The organism is Microcoleus sp. Pol11C2 (genome assembly GCF_036701505.1).
Taxonomy (GTDB): Bacteria; Cyanobacteriota; Cyanobacteriia; order Cyanobacteriales; family Microcoleaceae; genus Microcoleus.
The window spans coordinates 4,191-30,027 of the sequence record NZ_JAUBQX010000070.1 but is presented as its reverse complement, the minus strand read 5'-3'; the positions used below and the strand labels follow the sequence as shown (position 1 = coordinate 30,027).

Here is a 25,837-nt window from a genome sequence, read left to right as displayed (position 1 = left end):
ATTTAGTTGTTATGGCTTTGTGAACCATACTAGCCGTCCCTGAGTATTTTTACTCACTTAGGCTAAACGAATCGCACAGGACTGTATTGATTTTAAACCTTCGTCACCAAATCGGCTATGAAGGAATAAGTCTGTTGGCAGTTGGCAGAAGAAAGAAAAAAATTTTAGCCTTCTACCCTCTACCCTCTTCTCTCTTCCTTCTTCCCTCTTCCGTCTTCCCTCTTCCTTCTCTATGATTCCAGTTATTTCGACTATTCCTGTGGTGCAGCTTGCTTCGGGCGATCGGCTTTCACTGCAAGTCTATCAGTTCCAAGGTGCGATTCCCGGCAAAAAAGCTTATCTCCAATCTAACCTCCACGGCGCTGAGATTAGCGGTAATGCTGTGATTTACCAATTAATTGAGTTTTTAATGTCTTTGGACAGCAGCCAGTTAAGCGGGGAAATTTGGCTAGTTCCGGTTTGCAATCCTGTGGGTGTCAGCCAGCGATCGCACCATTTTTCCCCTGGTCGCTACAATCTTTATGATGGGGTAAATTGGAACCGGATTTTCTGGGATTTTGAAAAACAAGGGGAAGATATTCGGGGTTTTGCTAAGTCTCACATCCATCTCGATGCCGATACTGTCAAAGTTAATTACAGAAAAGCTATTGCTTTGAGTTTTGCGAAAGAGTTGGAAAAAATTAACGCTCCTAGTTGCCGCCCCTACAGCGAACTTTACCGATATCAGCTACAATCTTTGTGTTTGGATGCTGACTATGTGCTCGACTTGCACAGTTCTACGAATCAAAGTTTAGATTACCTTTACTGTTTTAATTCCCGCGAGGAGAGTGCAAAAGCTTTTTTGCTCGATCGCGCAATCTTGATGAACGAGTACGACGGCGATGCTTTTGACGAGGCGTTTCTCAAGCCTTGGCTGGCTTTGGAGAAGATTTTGGCAGAGTTGGGAAGTGCACTCCAATTTGACGTGGAAGCTTGGACTTTAGAATTAGGTTCGGGGATGGAAATGAATCCCCAGTCGGTGGCGAATGGCTTGCGGGGCATCAAAAATTACTTAGCAAGTAAGGGTTTATTGAAACTAGATGGATTTCCTCTCCCGGAAACTGCCGCCCATCAAGTTATTTTCACTTCCAAGAATTCAGTGAGCAAATACTACGCGCCGGCGGGCGGGATGATTCAAAATCGAGTGCAATTGGGGAGTTATGTCAAAAAGGGCGATCTGCTTTATCAAATTCTCAGCTTTAATAAGAATGGGGAATTTCCGAGTTTAGTTGATGTGTGTGCTGAGTCGGATGGTTTCATTTTTGATGTTTCGACCAATCAGTCAGTAAATCAAGGAGAGTATGTGTTGTCTGTGATGGCAGATTGAGAATACCAAGAAACCCGGTTTCTTGAAGAAACCGAGTTTATGAAAACCTATTGGTAGTCCAACCAGAATTTACCAGAAAGAATTGGTTTAAAGCCTCTCTCTTTTATGGAGAAATTAAAAGAAGAATATTCATGACTCCAATCCTCTTCCTTCCAGGTAGAGGTCGCTGTCAACTGTCAACTGTCAACTGTCAACTGTCAACTGTCAACTGAAGATATACTATTGAATAGGGCTTGTTTAAATTCCGCTGCACTTTTATAATAAATTTCTGGATTGTCAATTAAAGCGCGATCGATAACGGTGGCTAGCGGTTGAGGAATTGCAGAAGTGCGATCGCGCACAGGAACCGCATCATTTTGTAAAACCGCCAAAAACGGGTCTTGATCCTCCAAATTTCGCTGGGAAATCCCGTTATCATCACATACAAACAAGCCGCTGGATTTTGGATTTTGGATTATAAAAACTTCTACTCCCCCCTTAATAAGGGGAGGACAAGAGTTTGTAAGGTGCGTCAGTGCGGAGATTCTCAATTTTTGAGAAGATAACGCACACTGACGCACCCTACAATTTAAGGTGACGGTTTATGGTTGAATGAAAATACCGATCGCATTATGAACTCTCGCAGCAGTTGACGGAGGTCGATCGAGCAAACTACCTCCCAAATACAAACTCGTCGAACTTCCCCCATCCAAATTTAAAGCCTCCACAGCACCCATTTGCTGCAATATCTGCGCCAGTTCTGCGAAATTTGGCCCAGCCCCGCCCGCGCGATTGTGCACCGCTACAATCAGCAAATTCCCCGCAGCATTTCGCCCGATCGCACTTCTAATTGCTGTCTGTCTAACATACGCATCACTAAACCCTTCCGCCTTCGCATCCAGCACAACTCGACTGTTTTGAACTAACACAGGCCCGCCGCCGAGAATGTAAGGAAAACGGTTAAAATCAGCAGGAAAAGAGTTAGTTTCCAGACGCAATAATGTACCGGGAGTGAATTGAGAGGCAGGCGAAAAATCGGAACGCAAAGCCAAAATATAACCGTTAGCTGGAATGGGAAAACTTGTTGTTCCCGGCGCACCTCCGGGGGATTGGCTGACAACTCGCTCGTCAGCAACTGTCACAACTATTTCATTGCCGGACAGCGGAGTATAAGTTGTTCCCCAATCAGGAGTGTAGCGACCGATTCCCGGTTGTACGTAGGCACTATTGAGATGAGAAACAGGCAAAAATTGATTTGCCGGAGTTATCAAAGTTTCTTGCAAAGTAAAACGCTCGATCGCAAATTCTCCTCGATCGTTCCAGGCGATCGCCCCCCGGTTCAATATCGGCCCGGAAAGCCATTTATTATCACGCCGAATTGCCCCTAAAGCTAAGCGATTAATTCGATTGAAAAAACCTGCATTAATTGCAGCCGCCGCTCCCGAAACTTCGGCTGTTTGCAATAAAGGTGCAGTGCCTTGGTCTGTCGGCGGATTGCTGAGAATTGGTCGAATTTTTACACCCGATTGACGCGGATTAACTTCTAACCAAACTACTGGAAAACGAGCAGTTCCTAAATTTTGATACTGCTGCCGCCACTGCACACCGGGAGCCCAAAGAATGTTTTTTTCTACTAACGAATCGGGGCGAATGTCGATAACTAATCGATTGGGATTTCCCAGGCTGAAAACTTGCGGCCGCCAACCTAAAGGAATCGTCACTTTGACTAGGGTTTGAGCGCCAGCAGGTTCGACTTTTAGTGATAGCAATTGTTTGCTGGGGGCAAAAGTGCGATCGACCGCATTGCCATCGGCTTTGGCATCGATCGCGATCGACCATTCTTGACCGGCGATCGGCGCTGCGGGCGTTATTTGCAGCGGGAGGGCGGGTTTGGTCGGGTCGTCTGGTGTTTCGAGGTTTGGCGCTGCGGAGGTTCTAGGTTGGATAGCGGGCTTTGTGGGGTCGTCGGGGGGGTTGGGTGTGGGTGTCGGCGAGGGGCTTGGTTTATCGACAAAGTTGACTTGCCAAGGGGCGGGCCGATCGAGATCTACAACAATGCGATCGCCCGATTCTATTTCTGCTTGCCGAATTCCGGTAACACTTGCTGTTTGAGAAGTAATTTTTAGAATATTCCCATCAGCAGATATCTCCCAGCCCGCAAGTCTAGCAAAATCGGTAACATCTAAGTAACGATACGGGCCTGTTGGCCGCGCTGCTAAGCTTTGAGGGCCAGTTAAAGATACCGAAAACCACTGCACCGGTTGTTTGGTACTGTCGGCGGCGCTGAGCAAATCCACTCCCGCACTTTGCATCAATCCAACGTCAGCAATCCAAGTTCGGAAATCCGCAGAAGTGGTGTTTGCCGACTGCTGAGTCCAACTTAGGGGGAGAATGCGGCCGTTTAGAGACACTTGGCTGCCTTTTCTAATTCTCGAAGATGGCGGTACAGATTGAGCCAAAAACCTATATTCCGACAGGGAATGAATTCCCTCTCTCATAGCTGAAGTTCTCTCAAGAGAACTATCGGTGAATATTTCATTCGGTTTTAACCGACTTTCGCTATCAGCCAGGGAATGAATTCCCTGGCGGGTTCTCGAAGCATGAATCAGCCCAGCCCTCTCGCCCTCTTGTGTTCTTCCGGGTTGATTCCAGAGCAAAGACGGGGCGATAGCCAGTACGGGTAAAACCGAAACTGACAATATTGGACGCCAATAGGACAAATTACGTTTCACAGCTTACAACTCACAATTTCACTTCTAAACGCATGGGTGTCTAGAAACCCGGAATATCCGTATGTTTCTTGCTACTAAACCCGATCTTTTTGACGATGACTACGATCGGCATGAATCTGTCGAGCGAGTCTAGGTTAGTCGAGCGCACTAATTGCGCTAAAGCCCTACTACAAACTGCTCACCCCGGAATAGAAATCACAAACTCCGCACCCTGCCCCAAAGAAGAATTCACGAGTAACTTACCTTTATGTTTTTCCACAACAATTTGGTGGGCTATAGACAATCCTAATCCGGTTCCTTGACCCACAGGCTTGGTTGTGAATAAGTGGTTAAAGATGTTTTCCTTGACTTCGTTCGACATCCCCACTCCATTATCCTTAATGCGAATCAAAACGTAATTTTTGAATTCGCTCAGAGAAGTTTGAACCGTGATTTGATTAGGTCTGGCTTTAATTTCATTAAAAGTGCGCTCCTTATTTGACTCTTCCAGAGCGTCAATGGCATTTGCCAGTACGTTCATGAATACCTGGTTTAACTGCCCGGGAAAGCATTTCACTAGGGGCAAGTTACCATACTCTTTCACAACTTCAATGGCAGGGCGGAACTCGCTGGCTTTTAAACGGTGCTTGAGAATTAGCAGAGTGCTTTCGAGTCCGTCGTGAATATTGAAAGAAACTGGTCGATCGCTATCTGCCCTGGAAAACGTTCTCAAACTCGTACTGATATTGCGGATGCGCTCAACTCCCTCCTTCATCGAGCCAATCAATTTCGGCAAATCTTCTCGCAAATACTCCAAGTCTATATCCTCAATTTCTGCTTCTATTTGCATTCCCGGATTGGGAAATGTTTCTTGATAGAGATCGATCAAATTGAATAAATCCCCGACGTATTCTTGAGCGGGTTGCAAATTGCCGGCGATAAAGCCTACGGGATTGTTAATTTCGTGGGCTACCCCTGCGACTAAATTTCCGAGAGCAGACATTTTCTCACTTTGCACCAATTGCAGTTGCATCTGTTTGAGATCGTGAAGATAAAACTCTAGTTTTTGGGCATATTCCTGGGATTGCTCATAAAGCTGTTGAGATTGCTGATACAAGCGGGCGTTTTCCAGCGAGATGGCAGCTTGGGAGCAGAGGATGTTGAGGAGGGCGACGCGATCGCGAGTGAATGCCCCCATTGTCAGATTATTTTCCAAATACAGAATTGCCATCATTTTGCCTTGATGGATAATCGGAGTACATAGGATGCTCTTAGGCTCTTGCTGCTTTATATAAATGTCAGAAGTAAATATTAATTCAGTCTTGACATCATCGAAAACTAAGGTTTTCTGGGTCCGTTTGACGTAATTAATGACTGTCTGGGGAATTGATTGGCTCTCCTCCATCTCAATAGTTTCTTGCAGAAGACAGCCTTGGCGATCGCTACAGTGAACAGCGATTTTCCAGTTGTCATCTTCTTTCAAAATCAATACTCCTGTTTGAGCGCCTGCATTTTGAATCGCCACTTCCATCAGGGTAGTGAGCAATTGTTCAAGCTTTATTTCGCTAGACAGAGCTTGATAAGCTTTGATAACCGTGGGTAAATCTAGGACTGCGATGCTGGTACTCCCAGTAATTGTTTGGTGAGTACTAGAAATGAATGAAGTCTCATTGGAGGTAATACCTTCCCCGAAGGAACGAGCTTTTTCCTGTTTTAAGATACGGGCCAGAAGTTGGGGATAGCGTTGTTCTAGATCCTCGATTTTTGCTTTCGCTCCCCACCGAGCATAAGCATAGTAAGCATCTATTAGATATACCTGACCAACTTTTTCTTTCCCCCATGCCAAGTAAAATTTAGCAGCCAATTCATTCGCCAGAGCTTCCTCGTTGAGATAATCGTTTTCTTTAGCAAGAAAAAGGGCGCGATCGTAAGTCTCCATCGCCTGCACATTTTCACCCAGCACTCGGAACAGTTCGGCTTCCACTAGGTAACATTTGTGAGAAAAATTCATAGGGGCGTGATGTGCCCACTTATGAAGAGTTTCCTGGTTGCTTTTCACTTTTTCCAGATGTTCTTGTTTTTCTTCCGATGAACTCACCTCGGTACAAACTCCCAGCCGTGCTAGAGAATCATAAAAGTAGAACATCGGCACGTTAAGCATACCCGTCACCGCGTCTAAATACTGTTCGGCTTGCCGAGCATTTTCTAAAGCTTGCTCGGTTTCTCCAAACAGGTAACACACAAGCATTTTATGGAAGTACAAATAGTGAAGCCCGTTGCGATCGTTTGCTTCGATGTGAAATGGGAGCATTGTTTCTTCATTATAGGCATCTCCCACAAATTGACAGGGATTTTCCGATCGCCCCAGCAGGTTTAATAAAGCCTGATGAACGATTTGGGTATAATTTAACGCTACTTCTTGTTTGAATTGAACCAGCGCATTGCAGTAGGTGGCTACTTCCTCTTCGAGTCCCGCGATTTCTCGACCGATTAAATATGAATATTGAGAGATTTCTTTGGCTGAATATCCTAATTCTAGCTCTCCGGTTTCCAGTCCTATCGCGTAACCCTCTTTTAAAAGAGGGATAGTTTCTTTAACATGATGTTTGCCATGTATGATGTGAACGCCGACTGTATAAAATACTTTGGTTTTGAGGTAATTGGCATTAAAGCGATCGACAATATTTAACGCCAATTGCCCAAATTTAAACCCTGTTTCAATGTCTTGAACTACACCACTTAATATCAATCCATACAAGCCGTAAGCAAAGGCAGATAAGGGGGCATTCCCATAACTAACCGACAAATGCACCATTTCCACAATAACCAGTGGCAGGAGAAGTGGAGCCGTGATGTAGGCTGGAGAAACTAAACCTGATAGAATCCGCAAGGCTGCTTGCTTTTGGAGATTTTCCATTTCTGGCAAATCAATAAACTCGGCGATTTTTTTCCCCGCAAAAAGTGACGCTGTTTGTTCTAGTCGCTGCTGAATATCTGCCGGAGTTGGATTTTCTGGGAAGCAGATTCCCAAGAGTTTGAGAACTGCTAACCCCATTTCAACGGCTTGTTTGGGTTTGACTTGCGCCGTACAAGCAGAAAGCTCGATTTCATACACTTTCACCTTATCCAGCAGCGTTCTGGCATGGTGCAGGACTAAATCAGCTAATTCCTCCATGTCCTGAAAATCATAGCTCAGGTATGCAGTTTCTGCCCCTAATACGTGTAGATCGAGGGCTGTTTCATAGTGAGTTTGCCAGCTATCGGAAGTTAGGATTTGCCTGCCAAAACTTAAATATTTGCGTGCAGCAGCATAAGCGGTAGCAGTCTTTGCCTTGCGTCCCGCGATCAAATTCAACTCAGCCAGTTCGTAACGCTGGGTGGGTTCGGCAATTAAATCAACACCATAATTCAACTGGTTGACTATATTAAAAATTTGCTCTTCTCTTTCTGTTCTCGGAGTATTAATCAACAAAAGTTGACCAATATTGAAGTGAGTAAATTGTTTCTGGGATTCGGGAATCAAAACGTAAGCTGCTTGCTGTACGCGATCGTGCAGAAATTTGTAATAACAGGAGTCGGGATTTTGGAACCATGAGTCAGAAGTATTGCTTTCTCCTTCTGAATTTTGATTTATGAATTCAAAGTCGTCTGAAGTGAAAAATTTATAAACTTCAGTCAGTGGGAGAATCAACCCTGCTTCCAAAGCTGGCCACAAGTTTGCTGCCGTATCTGAAGCAGATTTTTCACAAACTACCGCCAATGTTGCTAAATCAAATTCGTTGCCAATGCAAGCAGCTAACTTTAAAACTTCTTGCGTCTCGGGGGGCAACTTTTGCAATTGAAGCGCCATGAACTCTACAACATCATCGGTCAGGGCTAAGGTTCGCACTGTGGCGATATCGCACTGCCAGTGCCGCGCCTCAAAATTAAAAGTAATTAACCCATCTTCATGCAAAGATTTGAGAAACTGTGTGCTAAAAAATGGATTGCCTTGGGTTTTTTGATTGACCAGTTCTGTTAAGGGCATAGCCAACGCTCTAGAACAAACTAAAGTATCGGCAATCAAACAATTCAAATTGAAGCGATTGAGTGGCGCGAGGGTAATGGTGTTTACTGTAGCTCCCGTTTGTTGAATGTCCGATAATGTCAGGACCAAAGGGTGTACGGGACTGACTTCGTTATCTCGATACGCTCCAATTAATAAGAGATAGCGACGATCGCGATCGCTCGTCAGAAGTTGAATCAACTTCAATGAGGCTGAATCGGCCCATTGCAAGTCGTCTAAGAAAATGACGAGGGGATGTTCTTGGGTGGTGAAGACTTGAATGAACTTCTCAAACAACCGATTGAAGCGATTTTGGGCAGCACTGCCGACGAGTTCTGGTGCCGGTGGTTGCTCTCCGATAATCCGCTCTACTTCGGGAATTACCTCAATGATTACCTGAGCATTATCGCCCAATGCTGCCAGAATTTGAGTCTTCCACTGCTCAACTTTAGCATCTGTTTCGCTCAGCAATTGCTCCATTAAATCGCGAAAAGCTTGTACAAAAGCTGAGAAGGGTTGGCTGCGCCCAAATTGGTCGAATTTGCCTTTGATGAAGTAGCCTCTAGCTGCGACAATCGGTTTGTGAACTTCGTTGATTGCGGCGGTTTTGCCAATTCCGGAGGAGCCAGCCACCAGCATCATTTCGGCGCTTCCTGCACTCACGCGATCGAAGGCTCTCAGTAGAGAGAATACTTCGAGTTCTCTACCATATAATTTTTCTGGAATGATAAACCGATCGCACAAATCTCGCGTTCCCAATTTAAAGGAAGTAATTTGACCTGTCTCTTCCCATTCGTGCAAACAATTTTCCAAATCAAACTTGAGTCCGATCGCACTTTGATACCGCTCTTCAGCATTTTTCGCCATCAGTTTGCTAACAATTTCAGACAGCACCAATGGAACGCTATTGTTGAGGTGATGGACTGAGATAGGCTGCTTTGCCAGGTGACAGTGTACTAACTCTATGGGATCGTCACTTTGGAAAGGCAACTGTCTCGTCAGCAGTTCGTAGAATGTGACTCCCAGAGAGTAGAAATCCGTGCGGTAGTCAATGCCCCGGTTCATTCGCCCAGTTTGTTCTGGAGATATGTAAGGTAAAGTGCCTTCGAGGACGTTGGGATTTTGAATTTCTTGGGTTTGGCGCGGCAACAGGGAAGCGATGCTGAAGTCAATCAGCTTCACTTCTTTGCTGGCGGGGTTAATTAGAATGTTGGCAGGTTTGAGGTCTTTATGGATGACGTGGTGGCGATAAAGTCCGTCGAGTGAGTTAGCAATTTGAATTGCAATGGGAAGAAACTCGTTAATAGGCAAGCCTTTGAGGGGTTCGTTGCTCGCGAACACTAAACTAGCGAGGTAGCTACTTAAGGAAATTCCCCCAAAGTCTTCCATCACCAGAGCGTAGTGGTTATTGTAAGTCTCCAGGCTGTATGCCTTGACAGTGCCGGGGATTTGTAAGTTTTTAGCAATGACGTACTGGTTGCGGAAGTGAACGAGTTCGTTGAAGCGAGGAAAGTCATTTCGCAGCAGTTTAATCACGACGGGCTGCTGATCGGAAGAGCGAAGACCACGATAAACTAGAGTTCGATTACCGGCGTATATTTGCTCGTTAATATGATATCCTCGAAAAATATTTGTTATGCTAGCCATATTTACGTATTCCTACTACTTCTGTCTAGCTGCAGCTTTTTAGAGTTACTATCTACTATTTTCGCTCTATCGGCCGTGCTATTTATTAACTATACTTAGTTTAATCTACTGTGTAGCTTAAATTATAAAAAAGCGATTTTCAAAACAAGACTTAATATTTTATGTCATAGTTGTTGATACTGGAGTTGAAACTAACTAGAAAATTAAAGATGCTAACGCTGATTGAACGACAACCGTTCATTATTAAATAGGAACTTAAGAAGCTAATTAATAGGCGTAGCCTCATTAAGGGATAATTTTTGACACTCTGGGGTCTAAAAAAACTGAGATTCTTGATTAAAAGAGGCGATTTGTTGATACAGGATTTCTCCAGCCTCAGTAGATGTCATCTGTTCACAAGCATTTAGGGTGTCACCCCAAGTTCCCCTATGTCCTACGGTACGCATTTTCTCCTGGAGGATATTTCTAGTTGCATTACCATCGCGATCGCAAACACACTGTCCCTCAAGCTTGATTAATAGCACTAAAGTTGTGTTGTTTGCGGTAATATGTGAATTCTCTAAAGCAGGAAACCGATTAATTTTATAAATTCACGGGGTAATATAAGTTGATAAAGTTTTGGTCATTAATCTCAATCTTTACCAGGATTAACTCTGGAATAAATTCCCCCGTGTTCCTTCTACAGAGCCAGCTAAAGTCTCGCTTTTTTTCCGTTTGCCAACGTTATTTTAGAACAAATAAAAATGAAATGTCCCCAATGCAATCCACTCAAGTCAATAAAAACGACCACCATATATCTCAATAAAATTACACAAGTCAAGTTTGTGAGCGCGAGTCGATTTTAGATTTGAGATTGGCTGCACAGATGAATCTGGAAGCTTGAACAATAGTTTAAAATTTTTGCCTCTCTACGACTCCTGTCAGAAAGTCAAGCATCCGTTTTTGGGCGTGGTAAAAAAGGCTGCGCTGCCTCTACTAGATCCTCATAATGTGTCAGAAATCGTTGAAATAGAATTCATTGATGAGTTACAAACGTTTGTGGGTAAAAAAATACAAATTAGAGTTATGCCCAACTGTCAACCTTTTTCCGCTAGGCATCTTAGCCAGGGTTCTGGACGATCGCTGACCAGACTTGCGTGCAAACTCAGACTGTAAGCGGTGAAATTTTATCAATTTCTTGATACAATTGATGTTCGCGGCCCGAGGGTTGACTGCACAATAAGACAGGTTTTACCAGTTGTGAACCGCGCTGCTACAACATTGCACCTACTGACTGAGCGGGCAGGTGGCTTTTGTGTCTGCGGGCGCTGACGAAAGCAACTCAACAGCGCAGCAAGCAAAATAACGCTAAAGTTACTATCTACCTGAGTCCGCAAGGCTACCCTTCCGAACTCAGGAAAAACCCACACAAAAAACTAGATCGCCTGCAATGTATCTAGTTGCAGGACGGCGATCGCCCAAAGCATCACTGCTTTTTAACAGCAGGGTATTCTAGGAGACATCTCCGAGGGGATGCGAGCGAGATAATTTAAAATCTGCAAACAGGGTTTCAGTGCTAAGTACAGGCCGCATAGACGTAAATTTTTAATCAACTCAGCTTCCAACGTGCTGTCTTAAAGTTTACTAGGCTCCCACCGCTCGGCAGCCTTCTCTCTCCGAGCTATAAAAACGCATCAACCACACAATCACGGAAATAACATTCAATCAACATGGGTAACACGATCGATCCAAACAGAAACGTGCATCAGACTCAGCGAGGAACTCCCTATGCCGGCCAAAGCTGGTTAGTGGAAGAAAGAGATGCCTGCGGTGTGGGCTTTATTGCCAACCAAAGCGGTGAAGCCACCCACTCGATTATTGAGAAAGCCCTTCCAGCTTTAACTTGTCTAGAACATCGCGGCGGTTGCAGCGCCGACCAAGATTCCGGCGACGGTGCGGGTTTGATGACCGCGATTCCTTGGGAATTGCTGGATGCTTGGTTTGCCGAACAGGGAATTGTGCCTCCCGCACGGGAAAACTGCGGCGTGGGAATGCTGTTTCTGTCTCAAGATAAATTTCAAGCGACTATAGCGCGGCAGGTGGTTGAGCAAGTTCTGACCGATCGCGGGCTGACAGTTGTGGGATGGCGCAAAGTTCCCATTGTACCGTCGGTTTTGGGCGAGCAAGCGCTAGAAAATCAACCTCAAATCGAACAAGTAATTGTCAGTTCACCGCAATTAGCCGGAGACGAACTCGACAGACATCTATTTCTGGCGCGCCGCACGATCGGACACGCGCTGTCAAATCGCCCCAACTTCACCCGCGAAGACTTTTATACTTGCTCTTTCTCCTGCCGCACGATCGTCTATAAAGGCATGGTGCGATCGGCCGTACTGGCAGAATTTTACCCAGACCTGAAAAATCCCGCTTATAAAAGCTCCTTTGCCGTCTATCATCGGCGCTTCAGCACCAACACCCTGCCCCGCTGGCGCTTAGCCCAGCCGATGCGCTTGCTGGGACACAACGGGGAAATTAACACGCTGTTGGGCAATATTACCTGGATGAAGGCGCGGCAAGCGAATTTAGCTCACCCGAATTGGAGTCAAGCTGATATCGACACGTTTAACCCAATTGTCAATCCCGAAAGCAGCGATTCGGCAAACTTGGACAACGTGATGGAGTTGTTGGTACACTCCGGCCGCACCCCCCTGGAATCCCTGACAATTCTGGTTCCCGAAGCTTACAAAAATCAGCCGGATTTAGCTCCTTATCCAGAAATTGTCGATTTTTACGAATATTACAGCGGCATTCAAGAACCTTGGGACGGCCCCGCACTGCTGGTGTTCAGCGACGGCAAACAAGTAGGTGCTACGCTCGATCGCAACGGTTTGCGGCCGGCGCGCTACTGCATTACTAAAGACGGTTTGGTAATTGTGGCTTCCGAAGCCGGAGTTGTCGATATTCCCGAAGCAGATATTGTCGAAAAAGGCCGTTTGGGGCCAGGACAAATGATTGCAGTTGACCTGCAAACTCAAGAAATTCTCAAAAATTGGCAACTCAAACAGCGAATTGCTAAGCGGCATCCCTACGGCGAATGGCTGCAAAAACACCGTGAAACCTTGGAACCGCAGCCTTTTGCCGAAACCGCAACCCTCGACTCGCAAACCCTGTTAGCAACCCAAACTGCTTTTGGCTACACCGCCGAAGATTTGGACATGGTGATCGTCGAGATGGCGAGTTCTGGGAAAGAACCGACTTTCTGCATGGGCGACGACGTTCCCTTGGCTGTGTTGTCAGAAAAGCCTCAGTTGCTGTACAACTATTTCAAACAGCGGTTCGCTCAAGTGACAAATCCGCCGATCGACCCCCTGCGCGAGGGAATGGTGATGTCGCTGACGATGAATGTGGGCCTGCGGGGCAATTTACTGCAAGCAATACCAGAAAATGCCAAGCGGCTGAAAATTGATTCCCCCGTACTCAACGACGCTGAACTGTGTTTCTTGAAAGATCAAAAGTCTTTCCCCGCAACCGAATTGTCAACGCTTTACAAAATTGCTGCCGGGCCTGGAGGTTTGAAAACCGCAGTCGAGCAACTTTGTCAAAAGGCGGCTCAAGCCGTGCGCGAGGGTTCGAGAATTCTGATTTTGAGCGATCGACTTTTGAAGAAAGAAGGCGATGGATCTTCTGTTGGATTGAGTGCAGAATGCACTTATATTCCGCCGTTCCTGGCAGTTGGCGCGGTTCACCACCACTTAATTAACGTCGGCCTGCGGATGCAAACTTCCCTAGTTGTGGATACCGCCCAATGTTGGAGCACTCACCACTTCGCTTGTTTGCTGGGTTACGGGGCGGTGGCTGTTTGCCCTTACTTGGCATTGGAAAGCGTGCGCGCCTGGTGGTCTGACGCCAAGACTCAAAATTTGATGCAGCACGGCAAAGTTCCCAATATTACCGTCACACAGGCTCAAGCTAGATACCGCACAGCGGTTGAAAACGGCTTGCTGAAGATTATGTCGAAAATGGGGATTTCGCTGCTGTCTAGCTATCAGGGGGCGCAAATCTTTGAGGCGATCGGCATTGGCGGCGATCTGCTCGATTTGGGCTTCAAAGGCACTGTTTCCCGCATCGGCGGTTTGAGTGTCGCGGAACTGGCTAACGAGGTAATGTCTTTCCACAGTCAGGCTTTCCCAGAATTGCACCTCAAAAAGCTGGAAAATTACGGCTTTGTGCAGTATCGGCGGGGTGGTGAATATCACATGAACAGCCCGGAAATGGCTAAGGCTTTGCACAAGGCTGTCACTACTTTTAAGGTTCAAACTAACAGTAATGGCAACGGGGCCGAACCAAAAATGACACCATTTGGTGACAAAAATGGTGAAAGTGCCTACGACCATTACGAGGTTTACAAGCAACAGCTCGAAAACCGCCCGGTAACGGCTTTGCGGGATTTGCTCGACTTTGCGAGCGATCGCCCTCCCATTGCAATCGAAGATGTAGAATCTGTAGCAGATATTGTCAAGCGATTCGCCACCGGCGGAATGTCTCTCGGCGCTTTGTCCCCGGAAGCCCACGAAACGCTAGCGATTGCGATGAACCGCATCGGCGGCAAATCCAACTCCGGCGAGGGCGGCGAAGACCCGGTGCGCTACAAAGTGCTAAACGATGTGAGCGCTGCGGGCTTCTCACAAACGCTGCCTCACTTAAAAGGTTTGCAGAACGGCGATACAGCTTCTTCATCCATCAAACAGGTAGCTTCGGGACGCTTCGGGGTGACTCCTGAGTACCTGATGAACGCCGAACAAATCGAAATTAAGATCGCACAAGGTGCGAAACCGGGTGAAGGCGGTCAATTGCCGGGGCCGAAAGTGAGCGAGTACATTGCTTATTTGCGCCGATCGAAACCGGGTGTGACGCTGATTTCGCCTCCTCCTCACCACGACATTTATTCGATCGAGGATTTGGCGCAGTTGATTTTTGACTTGCACCAAATCAATCCGAAAGCAGGAGTTTCGGTGAAGTTGGTGTCGGAGGTCGGCATCGGTACTGTCGCCGCTGGTGTCGCCAAGGCAAATGCTGATGTGATTCAAATTTCCGGTCACGATGGCGGCACTGGTGCTTCGCCACTGAGTTCGATTAAGCACGCAGGCTCTCCGTGGGAACTCGGATTGACAGAAGTTCACCGGGTGCTGATGGAAAATAAATTGCGCGATCGAGTTTTGCTGCGCGTTGACGGTGGCTTTAAAAGCGGCTGGGACGTGATTGTAGGCGCTTTGATGGGCGGCGAAGAGTACGGTTTCGGCACGGTGGCAATGATTGCAGAAGGCTGTATTATGGCTCGCGTTTGCCACATGAATAGTTGTCCCGTGGGTGTGACAACTCAACAAGAACACTTGCGGAAACGGTTCCCCGGAACGCCGGAACACGTTGTTAATTTCTTCTATTTCGTAGCACAAGAAGTGCGGAGTTTGCTGGCGAAATTGGGTTATAAGTCGATCGCAGATATCATCGGCCGCGCGGATTTGCTGAAAATGCGCGAGGGGGTGAAACTAACTAAAACCCAAGCGATTAATTTGGATTGTTTGACCAAGTTACCGGATACTAAGAGCGATCGATCTTTCTTGATCCACGGCGACGTACACACCAACGGGCCTGTGTTAGATGATGATTTGCTGGCGGATGCTGAGATTCAAAGTGCGATCGCCAATCACGGCACTGTTAGCAAGAGTGTAAAATTGGTGAATACCGATCGCACTGTAGGCGCACGTTTAGCAGGTGCGATCGCACAGCAACACGGTAACACCGGCTTTAGCGGTCAAATCACCCTCAACTTCACTGGTAGCGCAGGCCAAAGCTTCGGCGCGTTCAATTTGCCGGGGATGACGCTGGTACTGTCAGGCCAAGCCAACGACTACGTTGGTAAAGGAATGCACGGTGGCGAAATCGCGATCGCACCGCCGGCTGGTGCGACTTATGATGCTTCTGAAAATGCGATCGTCGGCAACACTTGTTTGTACGGCGCGACGGGGGGAACTCTGTTGGCTGCGGGTAAAGCTGGCGAACGGTTTGCGGTGCGTAACTCGATGGCGAAAGCAGTCATTGAAGGTGCGGGCGATCACTGCTGCGAGTACATGACTGGCGGCGTGATTGTGGTGTTAGGAAAAGTCGGCCGCAACGTCGGCGCTGGAATGACTGGCGGCTTGGCTTATTTCCTCGATGAAGATGGCACTTTCCCGGCTCATGTCAACGGGGAGATTGTGAAGATGCAGCGCGTTTGTACGGCGGCTGGGGAGGCGCAATTGAAGGAGTTGATTGAGGCTCAGTGCGATCGAACTGGCAGCAAGAAAGCTGAGAAGATTTTAGCAAATTGGTCGGAATATTTGCCTAGGTTCTGGCAAGTTGTGCCGCCGAGTGAAGCGAATTCCCCGGAGGCTTCGGAACAAAAGATTGCTGTGGAAGCGTAATTTCCTAATTGGTTAAATAGATGAGGGGCGACGCGAGTTGCCTCTTTTTTAATCTACTTAGGACTTGCGGAATAATCGATCACTTTTCCAAGAGCAAAAGCGATCTATAGAAGCTGTTGTGCCTTTAAATAGGGTAAAATAAAAATTTACTTTAGTCAATCAATACAAAAATGTCACCCAAAAAATATCTCAATCCCAAACAAATAGAGAAACTCCAAAAAACCTTAAAAGAGCAAGAAAAGGCAGATTTTAGAGAAAAAGTTATGATTTTATTATTGCTCAGTAATGGCAAAAAACAATCTAAAAACTCTGAGTTTTTGGGTTGGTTAGTCAACAAAATCTTTAAAAGAGTCTCTGAAGGAAAACCCCGAGCATCTAGAAATTATAATAGATGAGACAATGAATGAAAATCACAAAAATGCCAGAGATAAATATCGAGAGATATTATTAGAAATAATGGATAAACATCCTCAAACATTAGGATATATTTTTGTCAGAGGAACAGCGCAGAAATTAGCAAGATACTTAGATTTAGGCACAAAAATAAAATTAAGTGGAGGACAAGTTAGGATGATATTAAAGCAAAAAAAGTATGTTTACCTCGCTCGCTAACTAGAGCCGATAATTTAAGTAAAACCACGACAAAAGAACAGCCTTTAAAATAAAAACAGGTGAAGATTTAAAATTAGAAAAAAAACCAGAACTATTACAGATAAGGTTTTGAGACGAAATTGGATTCACCTTAAGAGTCACTATAAGAAATAACTGCTGTAAAAAAGGCAGCAAAAAAAACATCAGAAGAGACCGAAAAAAAGCAGAGTTGATGTAACGTAAGGAGTGAGAAATTCAGCTAAACAAAAGTCGGCAAAGTCACTCAAATAAGGCAATTTATATAATTTTAATCCCGAATAAAATTTTTATAAAGAGCTAATTAATAAATGGATATCAGCAGGAAATTAAGGCTCCAAATTTGCTGATAAAAAAGAAAAAATAGTGATGGTTTTTGATAATGCTAGTTTTCCTAACAAAGAAGATTAACTCAAACAAAGTGAAACACAAATCCCTAATCTCCATTGACAATTCCTCCCCGAATACAGACCCAACTATAACTGAATAGAATTAGTAGGGAGGGTATTTGACCAAAAAATATATTGCCAATCCACTTTTTACATCAAGTGAATAGCTAGAGTATTTATTGCATCGCATCTTAAATGAAGGACAATTAATAATTAACTTGGATCGTCGCAAAATCACAACAATGGTAATGCTTGTATCACCGCTTAAATGTACAACAACTTATAATTAAAACCTACTATGCAGCTTTGATTCAAGCGCGATACTATTTACGGGATAGGGAAAGACTTTCTATTCCCAAGACAGGAGACGTTCAGAGATATGTTCAGCAACAATTCGCTGTCAGTCCAGATCGCGCTCGCCCGAAAATAGCAGAAAATTTGAGGTATTTGCGAAGCTATCGCCGAAAAGTAGATTATGATGATGCAGTACCAGGATTATCCGGTATTGAATTAATAGCTATAGAAGTTGCCGAAAAAGTAAGATATAATTTGAGTAGTTTGTAACCATAGGTTGGAGGGTTAAAATATATGATTATAGATTCTAACAATGTGCCGCAGATTACGGCTTCCAAGTACCCTAGGCAATTCCAATCGGCTGTTTTGCAGAGAGCTAAAAAACGCTTGGGCGATGCTGCCGGATTGCATAATTTGGGGGTGAATTTGGTGAGAATTTGGCCGGGAAGTTATTCTGCTCTCAGGCATTGGCACAGCCGGCAAGATGAGTTAATCTATGTTCGGGAAGGGGAAGTTACTCTGATTACAAATTGGGGAGAGGAAGGCTGAAACCGGGTATGGCGGCGGGTTTTCTGGCGGGGGATGCAGATGGGCATCATTTAGTCAACCGCTCGAATGCAGATGTTGTTTATCTCGAAATTGGCGATCGCACTGATGGTGATTCAGCCAATTATCCCGATGATGATTTAATTGCCAAAGCTAGCGATAATGGTTGGATTTTTATTCGCCAAAATGGCGAGGTTTATGAGAGTTAAAAATTTATGAGTCAAGTCAATCTTTGGAGTTCGGCGGAACACGCTTTATGGTATCTGGCTAAGGCTGATGGTATTCCTCACCGCACTGAAGGTGAAGCGGTTTTGTTGGAGGAAGTGCCGAAAAATGTTAAACGAATTCTGGATGTGGGCACGGGAGACGGGCGGTTGCTAGGTCTGCTTAAGTGCGATCGACCAAATGTTGAATGTGTGGCGATCGACTTTTCGCCAACAATGCTGGAAAAAGCCAGAATTCGCTTTGCTGATGACCCGAATGTCACGGTAATCGAACACAATTTTGATGAACCGCTACCGGATTTGGGCAAATTTGATGCGGTTGTTTCTAGTTTTGCGATTCATCATGTAGCAGACGATCGCAAACGTTCGCTTTACACTGAGATTTTCGAGCTTTTGGAACCGGGAGGCATTTTTTGCAATTTGGAGCACGTAGCGTCCCCAACTCCCGCTTTACACGAGAAATTTCGAGAGGCGCTGGGTATTAGCGATTCGCCAGACGATCCCTCTAATAAATTGCTTGATGTCGAAACGCAATTGCGCTGGTTTAGAGAAATTGGTTTTACCGATGCAGACTGTTATTGGAAGTGGCGCGAACTCGCTTTATTAGTTGGGATCAAACCTGTTTAGCTGCGGGTAAGGACTGCATTCTCGTGTCCTTTTAAAATTGGAAATATTCACAATTAATAAGGTGAGTCAGATTTTTAAACCCTCAATAATCGTTCTATAAATTCACCTGACTCACCCTACAGCTTGATTTTAGTATGCCAGTTGCCTAAGTCCTGAATATAAAAGGTTGCTATCCTAGTAGAAGTTGAACGCGAACAGTTATGATTATTTGAAAATAACCAACAAAGTATTGAGGAGAGAACAGGAAAACTCTTAACCCAAACGATACAGAAAGCAACCGTTTTTTTCAGTAGCAAGCAAATTGAACCTCCAATTTACACTTTTAGTTAGTTGGGACGGAAGATATTGTCCGGCCGCTCGCCCATTGGCATCTTACCCAGTTAGAGAGCTATTTTAAGAGTTATTAACCAAACGATCGAATTAACAACAAACAAAAAGGTATAAAAAATATAGATTGATGGAGCGCAGATAGCTCTCCATAAAGAAGGCATTTTAATTGTTTTTAATGAACCGAGCGGGTGAACAAGACCTTCCGGGATTGAGCGAGTATTAAAACTTTCATCTAAGGCACTTTCATTATTCAAGAATTGGGTAAGTGCATTGGCTCTTTGTAGGTAATAAAATTGCACCTTCCAGTAGGTAGCTTCTAAAAACCAGAAACCCAAAATTATAACGTATCCTAGGGGAACCAACGCATCTATTTTGCTTGTAAAAACCCAACCAATCAACGCTACCCAAATGGTAATTGCTACCGTTTTCAATTGCATCAGAATTGTTGTGAAGTTAGCTATTTTTTTCTCTAGTTCCTCTGCTCCTTGTTGCAGCATTGCTAGCTGAAATTCAAATCGGTCCATTTTTGATTCAGGGAACGTTTATATTATAGTTATCCCAAAAATTATAATCTTCTTTTCTTTCGGTGTCGTTAGAGAACTTCGCCTGACGCACCCTACAAGTCGATTTTAGATTATATAGTAAGGTGCGTCAGCTCCCGAAATTCCCGATCGCCGTTAGAGAACTTCGCCTGACGCACCCTACAAGTCGATTCTTGTGTGACAGTTGCGTCCAGGACTATTAAAGTCACGCACCTTAGTGAATTAAATTAAATCCGGTACTTTAGGTTTGATTCGGCGCTCGTACCAGGTCATTAACGGGGTGGAAGTAATGCCGTGCAAAACCACAGAAATTATGATTGTTGTAAAGGTAATCCAGGCAATTCTTTCGCCGATTTCGCCTTCCAAACCGTGACCGAAAGCATAGGTAAGATAATAGATAGAACCGACACCACGAATGCCGAACCACCCGCACAGCCAGCGGCTGGCGGGATGCAAAGGACTGCCGATCGTACTAATCCAAGCTCCCACAGGCCGGATTAAAAAAATTAATAATCCAGCTACAAAGAGGGAGTAGCCTGCATAGGCTAACATAGGCTCTAAGCGCAAAAGCGAACCTAATAGTAAAATAGTTGCTATTTCCATTAACTTTTCTATGCGCTCGGTAAAGTGGAGTTGGGAAAGTGGCTTGTCTGGGTTGTGGTAACTCCGCTGACCCACAATTCCTGCTACAAAAACTGCGAGAAATCCGTAGCCGTTGACTACTTCTGTGAGGGAATAGGTGAGCAGAATTGTGCTCAGAGCAATGAAATCTTCCATTAATTGATCGGCCGGTCGATAGTGCTGGAGTTGGCGATCGATCCAGGTGACGGCTTTAGCTACTAAAATTCCCATAAGGATACCTGCGGCGATCGCCCAAATCAAGTCAACTGCTACCCACTGCGAAAACCAGTTCGGCCAGTTGTTATCTTTTAGCGCATAAATGCCGAAATAAACAAAGGGAAAAGCTAAAGCATCGTTTAAACCGCCTTCCGATGTTAAACCAAAACGCAATTCATCGTGATCGTCTAGATTAGCTAACTGAACTTCTGAGGCTAAAACTGGATCGGTGGGAGCGAGAATTGCTCCCAATAAAATCGCAGCCCCCCAATCTAATTTCACCAACCAATGACCGATCACAGCAACAGCAAAAATCGAAATTGGCATTAAAAAACCGATCAGCCGCGCTGTGGAATTCCAAGCCCAAAGTTGCAGCGGGCGATTCATTTTTAAGCCGCAACTGAACAGAGAAACAATAACTACAAATTCTGTAAGTCTTTCTAAAAATTGAGCTTCGGGACGCAAGTCAATTAGCTTGACACCGTAGGGCCCCAATCCGATACCGACAATTAGATAAATTAAGGCATAAGACACCGGCAATCGCGAAATCCATCCCGAACCCAAGGTGACGGTCAGCAGGAGGATGCCAATAACTAGCAATTTGAGAATGTAATTATCCACCATAGCGATCGCACTTTTAATCAGGTTTACCAAGTGCGATTTTGACACGTAAAAGCTTCTGGCGCATCCACCGCCCGCTAGATTCAGCTATCCTCCGAAAGTTGCAGTTGTTATACCAAATTCTTTATGCTTCTAACCTGCTGCTGCGGGCTTTGTTTTTATTCACCGTAAACTCCGTCACTGACAATCGCCCGCAATTGTTTATTTCATTCATCCGACTAATAACTAATTACTAATGACTGAGGAATAATAATTAATGAGAAAGACTACTTTTTTCGGTAGGGATGATGTGCATATCTACGTGTTTGATCGATCGCACTAACTCTTGAGTAAAAGAACGCCGCAGCAGCAAATGCTAGCGGGATTGCTGGTTTTGGCCCATCACAATTTGAGTAATGCGATACTGTTTAGCTACCTCCGAAATCGCTTTGGCTCTATTAGTGCCGTTTACCCGCAAAAATTGCCCCTTAAATTATTGACAGAGTTGCTCACAACTTTCAACGTGCAAGCTTTCTGCTTTTACTAAAAATCGGTCTGGAGCGTTGACAAACACAGCATAAAATGCGGCATTTATATAGCTAGCAATCCTCGCCCAGCTCCGCAGCAATTGCAAAAAATTCGGATAAGTTGAGATGCAAACTAAAACTCGTTGGTAAATGTTACAAGATTGACCTTTTAAAGTGGCTGCGTCGTCTTCAACATTGTCTGTGACTTCTGGCAGGGCGAGTTCTAACAAAGCAATGAAATGACGGTTGGCCGGGAATTGGTGGCATTGAAACGTGCCGCCAAATTAAACGGCGGCATTCAGGAATGCCTGTTTTAATTTTAACATCTCACGCCCAAAAATCGTTAATTGAAAGGTTGATTTAAGCGGGAGCTTAGGGCTATTGCCTCAAGGGAATTGCGGCGGAAACTTTGGTTTGCGCAATTCGATCGGTAGCAGCGGGTGCTTCGTGGTAGGATAAGGCGGCAACTGCGGAAATTAGGGCGGTTTTTGCTAATCCTGAACCTGTGAAAGTAGGGTCAAAATCATAATTTTTGGAAAATGCGCTGACGAAGCGAGAACAGGAAATATTCGCTTTAGTTGCGGGGGGGAAAGCAATCAGGAAATTGCACAAATATTGTACATGGCTCCGGGGACTGTGCGGGTTCACCTGCACGCAATTTTGCAAAAGTTAGAAGTGCGCGATCGCACTCAAGCTGCTGTAGTCGCAATTCTGAAAGGATTGGTTGCTGAAGAACTTTTGGCGCTCGAACCCTAGAACAGCGAGTTTTGTACTGGAATTGTCGGTTTTTGAAATGAATTACTTGCTTAACTCGCCTCTACAAGATGAATCCGTTGCAGCTTCACAAAAAATTACTATTATTCACCCTTGATGCTGACATTTTACCGATGACACTTCATATATAAATTTGCTAACGTAAATACACCTTAATTTCCGTACCTTCATCTACCTTCAGGTGTATTATGCCAGACTATATAAGTTTAGTCCCCACCGCGATCGCCTTTCTCGACTCTGCCCTTCCCGAGGGCGAAACTATCGGCAACGGCATCGAATTGGGCACAAAAGTTATTACCCTGGATGTGGTACGGGATGGAGTAGAACAAATTACTGAGGCACTAGCGAGTCGCAGTAATATCAAAAGCATTCATATCATCTCCCATGGCAGTCCCGCGAGTTTGCAGCTAAGCGCGATCGATCTAAACTTAACAAATTTAAAAACTTATGTTAAGAAATTGCAGCGTTGGTCGCGATCGCTGGCAGACAGTGCAGAGATTTTGCTGTACGGGTGGGATGTAGTGGCGGGAGAGAAGGGCGCTAACTTTGTGCAGCAACTGAGTCAACTAACGAAGGCAAAAATTGCTGCTTCTAGATCGCCGATCGGCAGTTCCGCAATAATCCAAGCTTTTGCTTGACACTGCTCAGCACTCCAGATATTATTTTAGTAACAAAAATTACTTCCACCCGCAACTGTACGGGCCAGAATCTCAGTGTAATTACGCAGATTTAATTTAACAGTGAAAAAACAGCGACAGTAGTTGGCAGCTAATACATAATCATTTGAAATTTAGGTGCATCTAGATGGGACAGATAATTATTAACGAATTCCGCCGCAACGGGCAATTCCTGGGGAATGAGTATGTTGAACTGCTGTTGACCGAAGATCTAACAACAGCTCAACTTCAAAGTTTTTTTGTAGGCGATTCAAGCGGTGACACAGCACAGAAATTTTCTGCTTATCAGTTCAGGAACATGGAGAGTATTTCTCCTGTATTCAAGGCAGGAACAATAATTGCGATGGGCGGTTCAGATGTCATTCCTACTAATGATATTACCTACAACCCCGTTGCTGGCGGCAATGATGCTGATTGGAACATTCAATTGCTGATAAATAACGGTGCTGGCGGTACTTATCTCAATAATGTCTTATTCGGAACTAACGCTTTCGGCGGGGATTTTGCAGCCTCAGATATTGTTTGGGTAGATACTAGCAGTGAGGGAATTACTTCTGTTGATTCCCTCGCCTGGCCGACGACTGGGTTAGGGGTATTTGGGAGTGCAGCTAAGGTGCAAATTCCAGCACCCGCCAACGGGGGTATTGTCGAGTTTTCCAGCGCTATTGGCGGGGTCAACAAAACTGCTAATTATGCTGTAAATAATCCGGGTTCGTTGGGTTTGCCCAACGGCGGAATTAACACTATTTATATTAACAGCCTCCGCAACCCGCAGGTTAACATCGCTCCGACTTTGGCAACTCCTAATGTTAATCCGCCGATTGCAATTAATGAAGATATACCCAGCGCAGATAACACAGGCTTTAGTATTTTTAACCTCACTAGCGAGTTAGGAAGTGACGCTAATGGCGATCCTTTGGGTGTCGCAGTCACCGCAGCAGACAATACTAACGGTAACTGGCAATTTTCAACTGACGGCAATACTTGGACAAATTTCGGCACAGTGTCTGACATCTCAGCAACCGTGATCGGCCCGACTCCTCTTTATAATGGCTTACTTGGTAACACTCCCAATGCTCAAAATTGGCTGTCTTTGACTAACTTAAATCTTCTTTCTCCTGCCACTAAAGCTTCAGAAATATTTAGCGGTAAGGGAGTTAATTTAAACAGCACTGCTGCCAATAGTATTTATGCTGGGTATACAAAGAATCCTTTAAATCCGTCATTTCCCCCGCTCGATCGCACTACAGGCTTTAGCTTGTCTTTTAATCTTCAAATTATCTCGGAATCCCGCACTAATCAAAATCGGGCGGGTTTTAGCATTGTTGCCGTTACTAGCGATCGCAAAGCCATTGAAATCGGTTTTCAGCAGCTATCTGCAACTTCTGGCAAGATCTTTGCACAAGGCGACGGTATTACTCCCAACCCAGGCGGACAAACCAACGGCTTATTTGTTGCAGCAGAGAATGTTCCTTATAACACCAATATTGCTACTAACTACACTCTCAGAGTTCAAGGTGACACTTACTTTGTTTCCGATGGCAGCGATATCATACTAACCGGCCCGCTGCGCAATTATTCAGGATTTAGCGGCTTGATAGATCCTTACGAAATTCCTAATTTTCTATTCCTCGGTGACGACACAACCTCGGCGCAAGCTAACATCAACCTAACGCGGGTTTCCCTGCAAACGCCTGCGAGAGTCCGCTTTGTACCTAACAAAGACTATTACAGTACACTTGGAAGCGAACCAACAATTACTTTTCGGGCGTGGGATGGAAGTAACGGAGTGGGTAACGGTACTACGGGCGTCAATGCTTCAGTTACTGGTGGAACAACGCCGTTTAGCACTAATAGTTTAACAACTTCGATCGCAGTTAATCCAGTCAACGATCCACCTTCGTTTGTCAAAGGGGTCGATCCCATCGCCAGCCACAACGCAGGCCCGCAAACAGTCCCTGGATGGGCTACAGCCATTTCCCCCGGCCCCGCCAACGAGTCGTCTCAAACTGTTAGTTTTCAAGTAGTGGGTAATGACAATACTGCTTTATTCAGCGTACCACCGGCGATCGACTCTTTAGGACAACTGACTTTTACGCCGGCGGCGGGTGCAAGTGGCACTGCCAATATCACTCTAAACCTCAGAGACAGTGGCGGTATAGCTAACGGCGGCGTCGATACTTCGGCAAACCAGACATTTGTGATTAAAATAACCAATAATCCACCGTTCGCAGTAATTGACAATTACAAGACCCTGCACGGTAAAGTCCTGAATGTGCCTGTTGTTGAGGGGGTTTTAGCCAACGACATCGACTCGGACGGTGATGTATTGACGGCAACTAAAGTCACAAATCCCAACAATGGCACTCTCGGGTTTAATAATGATGGTTCGTTTACTTATACTCCCAATCCTGGTTTTTTTGGTGCCGATAGTTTTACTTACACTGTCAGCGATGGGGCTTTTACTTCACCAGCCATTTTAGCAAATATTAATGTCACAAATAATCCACCGTTCGCCGTAATTGACAATTACAAGACCCTGCACGGTAAAGTCCTGAATGTGCCTGTTGTTGAGGGAGTTTTAGCCAACGACATCGACTCGGACGGTGATGTATTGACGGCAACTAAAGTCACAAATCCCAACAATGGCACTCT

Annotated in this window: 18 protein-coding genes; 11 read left to right on the top strand and 7 right to left on the bottom strand. The window is 45.2% G+C overall.

What is annotated here, in order from left to right; genetic code table 11:
• Positions 1-232: 232 nt before the first annotated feature.
• Positions 233-1,366 carry a succinylglutamate desuccinylase/aspartoacylase family protein gene (locus tag QUA42_RS25365; protein ID WP_333141154.1) on the top strand — a complete coding sequence of 378 codons (1,134 nt, stop codon included), beginning with the start codon at positions 233-235 and terminating at the stop codon, positions 1,364-1,366.
• 197 nt (positions 1,367-1,563) lie between these two features.
• Here the strand turns inward: QUA42_RS25365 and QUA42_RS25360 are convergent, their stop codons facing one another.
• From QUA42_RS25360 to QUA42_RS25345, 4 genes are all read right to left on the bottom strand, one after another.
• On the bottom strand, positions 1,564-1,797 hold the full coding sequence (locus tag QUA42_RS25360; RefSeq protein ID WP_333141152.1) for a hypothetical protein: 234 nt from the start codon (positions 1,795-1,797) through the stop codon (positions 1,564-1,566).
• Between the two features lie 150 nt (positions 1,798-1,947).
• A complete protein-coding gene (locus QUA42_RS25355) occupies positions 1,948-4,077 on the bottom strand; it encodes a phosphodiester glycosidase family protein (RefSeq protein WP_333141151.1) in 2,130 nt (709 codons plus the stop codon).
• 178 nt (positions 4,078-4,255) lie between these two features.
• Complete coding sequence (locus tag QUA42_RS25350; protein ID WP_333141149.1) at positions 4,256-9,748, bottom strand: AAA family ATPase; 5,493 nt, start codon at positions 9,746-9,748, stop codon at positions 4,256-4,258.
• 314 nt (positions 9,749-10,062) lie between these two features.
• On the bottom strand, positions 10,063-10,272 hold the full coding sequence (locus QUA42_RS25345; RefSeq protein ID WP_333141147.1) for a transposase: 210 nt from the start codon (positions 10,270-10,272) through the stop codon (positions 10,063-10,065).
• Positions 10,273-11,457: 1,185 nt separating this feature from the next.
• Here QUA42_RS25345 and QUA42_RS25340 point away from each other — a divergent pair.
• From QUA42_RS25340 to QUA42_RS25310, 7 genes are all read left to right on the top strand, one after another.
• Positions 11,458-16,188, top strand: a complete 4,731-nt coding sequence (locus QUA42_RS25340; protein ID WP_333141145.1) for a glutamate synthase-related protein — start codon at positions 11,458-11,460, stop codon at positions 16,186-16,188.
• Positions 16,189-16,358: 170 nt separating this feature from the next.
• Positions 16,359-16,583 (top strand): hypothetical protein, encoded by a 225-nt coding sequence (locus tag QUA42_RS25335; protein WP_333141143.1) that lies wholly within the window; start codon positions 16,359-16,361, stop codon positions 16,581-16,583.
• Positions 16,584-16,587: 4 nt separating this feature from the next.
• A complete protein-coding gene (locus tag QUA42_RS25330; RefSeq protein WP_333141141.1) occupies positions 16,588-16,800 on the top strand; it encodes a hypothetical protein in 213 nt (70 codons plus the stop codon).
• A 710-nt stretch (positions 16,801-17,510) separates the two neighbouring features.
• Positions 17,511-17,768 (top strand): hypothetical protein, encoded by a 258-nt coding sequence (locus tag QUA42_RS25325; protein WP_333141139.1) that lies wholly within the window; start codon positions 17,511-17,513, stop codon positions 17,766-17,768.
• Between the two features lie 24 nt (positions 17,769-17,792).
• Complete coding sequence (locus QUA42_RS25320; RefSeq protein WP_333141137.1) at positions 17,793-18,047, top strand: cupin domain-containing protein; 255 nt, start codon at positions 17,793-17,795, stop codon at positions 18,045-18,047.
• 8 nt (positions 18,048-18,055) lie between these two features.
• Positions 18,056-18,253: a hypothetical protein gene (locus QUA42_RS25315; RefSeq protein ID WP_333141135.1), complete on the top strand. Its 198-nt coding sequence runs from the start codon at positions 18,056-18,058 to the stop codon at positions 18,251-18,253.
• 6 nt (positions 18,254-18,259) lie between these two features.
• The gene (locus tag QUA42_RS25310) at positions 18,260-18,895 is read left to right on the top strand and encodes a class I SAM-dependent methyltransferase (RefSeq protein ID WP_333141133.1); all 636 of its coding nucleotides are present in this window, start codon (positions 18,260-18,262) and stop codon (positions 18,893-18,895) included.
• A gap of 380 nt (positions 18,896-19,275) precedes the next feature.
• Here QUA42_RS25310 and QUA42_RS25305 read toward each other — a convergent pair whose 3' ends face one another.
• The 3 genes from QUA42_RS25305 to QUA42_RS25295 form a co-directional block, all read right to left on the bottom strand.
• Positions 19,276-19,749, bottom strand: coding sequence for a hypothetical protein (locus tag QUA42_RS25305; RefSeq protein WP_333141131.1), 474 nt, complete (start codon positions 19,747-19,749; stop codon positions 19,276-19,278).
• A 240-nt stretch (positions 19,750-19,989) separates the two neighbouring features.
• Complete coding sequence (locus QUA42_RS25300) at positions 19,990-21,273, bottom strand: sodium:proton antiporter (protein ID WP_333141129.1); 1,284 nt, start codon at positions 21,271-21,273, stop codon at positions 19,990-19,992.
• 424 nt (positions 21,274-21,697) lie between these two features.
• The gene (locus QUA42_RS25295; protein WP_333141127.1) at positions 21,698-21,961 is read right to left on the bottom strand and encodes a hypothetical protein; all 264 of its coding nucleotides are present in this window, start codon (positions 21,959-21,961) and stop codon (positions 21,698-21,700) included.
• A gap of 391 nt (positions 21,962-22,352) precedes the next feature.
• On the opposite strand from QUA42_RS25295, the gene QUA42_RS25290 reads away from it, so the two are divergent.
• From QUA42_RS25290 to QUA42_RS25280, 3 genes are all read left to right on the top strand, one after another.
• The gene (locus QUA42_RS25290; protein WP_333141125.1) at positions 22,353-22,487 is read left to right on the top strand and encodes a LuxR C-terminal-related transcriptional regulator; all 135 of its coding nucleotides are present in this window, start codon (positions 22,353-22,355) and stop codon (positions 22,485-22,487) included.
• A gap of 206 nt (positions 22,488-22,693) precedes the next feature.
• Positions 22,694-23,143, top strand: a complete 450-nt coding sequence (locus QUA42_RS25285) for a DUF4347 domain-containing protein (RefSeq protein ID WP_333141123.1) — start codon at positions 22,694-22,696, stop codon at positions 23,141-23,143.
• 166 nt (positions 23,144-23,309) lie between these two features.
• A partial coding sequence (locus QUA42_RS25280) for a cadherin-like domain-containing protein (RefSeq protein ID WP_333141121.1) occupies positions 23,310-25,837 on the top strand: 2,528 nt, incomplete at its 3' end.

Excerpts from the sequence above, each read along its gene's own strand:
- QUA42_RS25365 (WP_333141154.1), top strand. The coding sequence starts at position 233 with ATGATTCCAGTTATTTCGACTATTCCTGTGGTGCAGCTTGCTTCGGGC.
- QUA42_RS25350 (WP_333141149.1), bottom strand. The coding sequence starts at position 9,748 with ATGGCTAGCATAACAAATATTTTTCGAGGATATCATATTAACGAGCAA.
- QUA42_RS25340 (WP_333141145.1), top strand. The coding sequence starts at position 11,458 with ATGGGTAACACGATCGATCCAAACAGAAACGTGCATCAGACTCAGCGA.
- QUA42_RS25335 (WP_333141143.1), top strand. The coding sequence starts at position 16,359 with ATGTCACCCAAAAAATATCTCAATCCCAAACAAATAGAGAAACTCCAA.
- QUA42_RS25330 (WP_333141141.1), top strand. The coding sequence starts at position 16,588 with ATGAATGAAAATCACAAAAATGCCAGAGATAAATATCGAGAGATATTA.
- QUA42_RS25320 (WP_333141137.1), top strand. The coding sequence starts at position 17,793 with ATGATTATAGATTCTAACAATGTGCCGCAGATTACGGCTTCCAAGTAC.
- QUA42_RS25315 (WP_333141135.1), top strand. The coding sequence starts at position 18,056 with ATGGCGGCGGGTTTTCTGGCGGGGGATGCAGATGGGCATCATTTAGTC.
- QUA42_RS25310 (WP_333141133.1), top strand. The coding sequence starts at position 18,260 with ATGAGTCAAGTCAATCTTTGGAGTTCGGCGGAACACGCTTTATGGTAT.
- QUA42_RS25305 (WP_333141131.1), bottom strand. The coding sequence starts at position 19,749 with ATGGACCGATTTGAATTTCAGCTAGCAATGCTGCAACAAGGAGCAGAG.
- QUA42_RS25290 (WP_333141125.1), top strand. The coding sequence starts at position 22,353 with ATGGCTCCGGGGACTGTGCGGGTTCACCTGCACGCAATTTTGCAAAAG.
- QUA42_RS25285 (WP_333141123.1), top strand. The coding sequence starts at position 22,694 with ATGCCAGACTATATAAGTTTAGTCCCCACCGCGATCGCCTTTCTCGAC.